The organism is Massilia sp. LXY-5 (genome assembly GCF_059801075.1).
Genome location: NZ_JBNNEH010000014.1, coordinates 1 through 3,426, shown reverse-complemented (window position 1 = coordinate 3,426; position 3,426 = coordinate 1). Strand labels below are relative to the sequence as shown.

Below are 3,426 nucleotides of genomic sequence, written 5' to 3'. Positions count from 1 at the left end.
CGTCAACTTCTTTTTTTCCACCTCGTTGCCGCTTGCAAAGAAATTACGCATCTAACACCTTGATTACGTTAACGTTTTGCAGACAGCGCCGAAGCGGACGCGAATTATAGCTGAGCGCTGTGCGCTGCGCAAGGCCATCGAAAAAACCAGTTCCTTTCCTCACTCGGGAGCAACAATGCAAGTCTGGGAAGAGCAGCGGGATGGCTCCGGACTCTCCTCGGATGGTCCCGAAAAGCTAGGCCCGCCCAGGTGGGAAATATAAAGGCGCCGCTGGCTCATCGATATCAGCACGCGGTGGTTACGCAGGAAATCGGAACCGAGACTCATCATTTCCCCGGACAGGGTCAGGTCCATGAGGTGTATCGTTGCATTCTGTACCCGATAATCGCCGATCGCCATGTCGGCGACGGGAACCCGCCAGACCCGCTGCTGTTTGCCGCGCCAGCTCGGTAATTGGCCCTCTTCGACGGCGCCGGGCGACTTAGGCGTGATGCCGTACCTGGCCGCGGTATGCAAATCCATGACAGAGATCGTGTCGGTGGTCGCGATGACGGTGTCGACTTCCCGTCCGTTGATCTTTACCTTGAACCAGGCTCGCATGTCCCGGCGCGACTGGTCCGTTTGGAAGGGAACGCTATGCGCGTTTGGTCCCCATGCGGGAAGATAAGCATTACGGCATCCCTTGGGACTGGTGAGCCTCACTTCCTGGCCGGCCCACCAGATTTCAACGTCATTGCGCGCAAAAAAGTTCGCACCGAGCCTGGCGGCAAACGACTCTGTCGACTTCTCAACATTAAAATAGCCTTTGGTACTGATCGGCCCCACAGTAAAGCTCGGGATATTCGCAACCAGGATGTCGGCCGCTACATAATTGGTCTCGCTTTCGCGCACTGCGATTCCCGCTATATCAAGGGCGGGCTTGTAGAACGTCGAGTCAAACGCGCCCGTGTCGATCATAGCCGCGGCCGGCTGCCCGGCGAGCGTCGCAGGAATGGTCGGCGTTTCGTCTCCGTGTGCGAAGGTGATCGGCAGGACTGTAGTCTCCCCAATGTTGCAGCCTCCCCCGATGCCCTGGGCGAGTACGCAGGTCGGAGCGATTGCCAACGCAGCCATGAGCAGGGTTGGGCGGCGCGCAGTACGTGGCAAGGGTCTGTTCATATTCGTCAGCATCATGTGCGTTAGCGTGGACAAGGAAAGATCAGTGTGAGGTAGCGGAAGGCGTCGCGGCCGGGGTCTGGAGCGGCTGCGGCGGAATGTGCTTGCCGAGGAATTCGAGCATGGCTTCGTAATACTGGATCCGGTTCTTTACGTACAACAGGCCGTGCCCTTCCTCGTCGAAGGCAAGCCAGGTGATCGGCTTGCCGTTGGCCGCGAGCGCATCCCGCATCTTCTTGCCGTGCGAGACGGGGACCCGCTCATCGTCCTTGCCGTGCATGAGCAACACCGGCGCCTGAATGCGCGCCGCATGCTTTAGCGGCGAGACCGGATCGAACAGCTGGACACTCATTTTCTTGTCCCCGATGCGTCGGGTCATCGTTTCGCGGCTTACCTTGTCGCCCACGCGATCGGATGCGTCCGAGAACATGTATTCGATATCCGTAACGCCGGCGAAGCTGATTGCGCAGCGGTAGAGGTCGGGCGTTTTCACGAGTCCCCACAAGGCGGCGTAGCCGCCATAGCTCGCGCCGACGATGCAAATGCGCCGCGGATCGGCAATGCCCTGACTGACCAGGTGACGGACGCCGTCGGTGATGTCATCCTGCATCGCCTTCCCCCACTGACCAAATCCCGCCTCCTCGAACCTGCGCCCGAATCCGCTCGATCCCCTGAACTGCGGTTGGAATACCAAATAGCCCCGGTTCGCCAGCAATTGGACGTCGGCGTCCCATTCCCAGCGGTCGCGTGCGACGGGGCCGCCATGGATCAGCACGACCATGGGCGCGGGACTGGTCGATTGTGCAGGGCGCGTCAGGTAGGCGGGAATGCTCAAGCCGTCGGCTGCTTTATATGAGATCACCTCCATCGGCCGCATCCTGGCGGGATCGATTTCCGGCATCACCTTGCCGACGGTAACAAGCGACTTTTTTGCGATATCGAAGAAGTACCAGGTGCCGGGATCGACGTCCCCGTGCGAGTGCACGAGCACGGCGCGAGCCGGATCGCCGGAGATGACGTTGATTCGGCCGGGCAGCAGTGCGTCGATCTGCTTTTGCATAAGGGCCCAGGCCGGATCGAACCAGACCTGTTGGGGCAGCATGCCGCTGGTCTCGACATAATCGAAAGCAGCCTTGTCGATGCCTCCCCAGGACACGATGTCCTGGGTCGGATGACCGGCAAGCAGTTCGGTCTGGCGTCGCTGCTGAATGTCGTAGTTGAACAGTGCATGGGTATCGCGACCGATACGCGAATTGATCACCAATGTGTCCGGCTCGTCCGGCACATGGACAGGTATCCAGTATTCGTCGGTCACGCTGAATTCGGCGAGCTTGGTCCAGGTTTCCTTGTCGGCTGGCTTATACCAGTTGGAGATCGTCGACACATCCTTGAAGAAGGCCGAGTTGACGAGCGTGACGGCGCGCAGGTTGCCCTGGCGGTCGAACGCCCGCTGGATGACGCGGCCCGGTGGCCGTGAAAATCGTGTGCACTCGCCGGTCCGCGCGTGACAGCGTGCGACGAGGTCATTTTTTTCATCCCGCATGACGATCAGTTGCCCGGCATTCGGACCCGAGTCGACGCGGCCGAGAACCGCGTCGCCGAGCATGCGTACCCTTTTACCTTGCAAGTCAATTGACTCCGCGTCGTAACCGTAGTCGATGGCGATCAGATCGTTGTCCGCCCAGGTGAGGTCGCGCGGCGCCTTGTTATAGCTCCAATAGCCCTTTGAAAAGCGCTTGCCTTGAATAAGCTTTTTTACTGCCAGGGTATCGGTGTCGATCAGGATCAGGCCGTGGTTGAGACCGTTGAAGATAATCGCGGCGATATGCCGACCGTCGGGCGACAAGCTTGCCCTGAGCATTCCGGCCGGATCGGTCAGCTCCTCCGGCGTGAGCACTTGCGACGATGCAGTTGTCGAGAAAAAAGCCGCGCAAAGAAAAGCGATTGTGGTCAGAAGGTTCATGTTCTAGTCCAAAACAGTTTCTGAACTATAACAATTTTTACTTATCAATAACCAACCACTGTAATGAAGTTTTTTGAAAGCATCGGGTCGAGCGCGTAATTGCGTTGGCGAAGCGAAGCCGCGCGCAGATCGACGTTTTATATCCGGCCAAATATGGAAGAGAGACGAAGAAGGAACTGGCGCCCGGCTGAAACACGCAGACGAAAAAAAACCCGCTCAGATCACTGAGCGGGTTTTTTCTTTATAACTAGCCTGACGATAACCTACTTTCACACTGGTTGCAGCACTATCATCGGCGCAAAGTCGTT

At 58.2% G+C, this 3,426-nt stretch carries 2 protein-coding genes; both read right to left on the bottom strand.

Annotated elements, in window-relative coordinates:
* Positions 1-159: 159 nt before the first annotated feature.
* Positions 160-1,173, bottom strand: coding sequence for an aspartyl protease family protein (locus ACI48I_RS24120; protein WP_498575719.1), 1,014 nt, complete (start codon positions 1,171-1,173; stop codon positions 160-162).
* A gap of 25 nt (positions 1,174-1,198) precedes the next feature.
* On the bottom strand, positions 1,199-3,118 hold the full coding sequence (locus tag ACI48I_RS24115; protein ID WP_498575718.1) for an alpha/beta hydrolase family protein: 1,920 nt from the start codon (positions 3,116-3,118) through the stop codon (positions 1,199-1,201).
* Positions 3,119-3,426: the final 308 nt, after the last annotated feature.

What these genes read in the sequence shown, in the direction of transcription:
- ACI48I_RS24115 (WP_498575718.1), bottom strand. Translation starts at nt 3,118, where the DNA reads ATGAACCTTCTGACCACAATCGCTTTTCTTTGCGCGGCTTTTTTCTCG.
- ACI48I_RS24120 (WP_498575719.1), bottom strand. Translation starts at nt 1,173, where the DNA reads ATGATGCTGACGAATATGAACAGACCCTTGCCACGTACTGCGCGCCGC.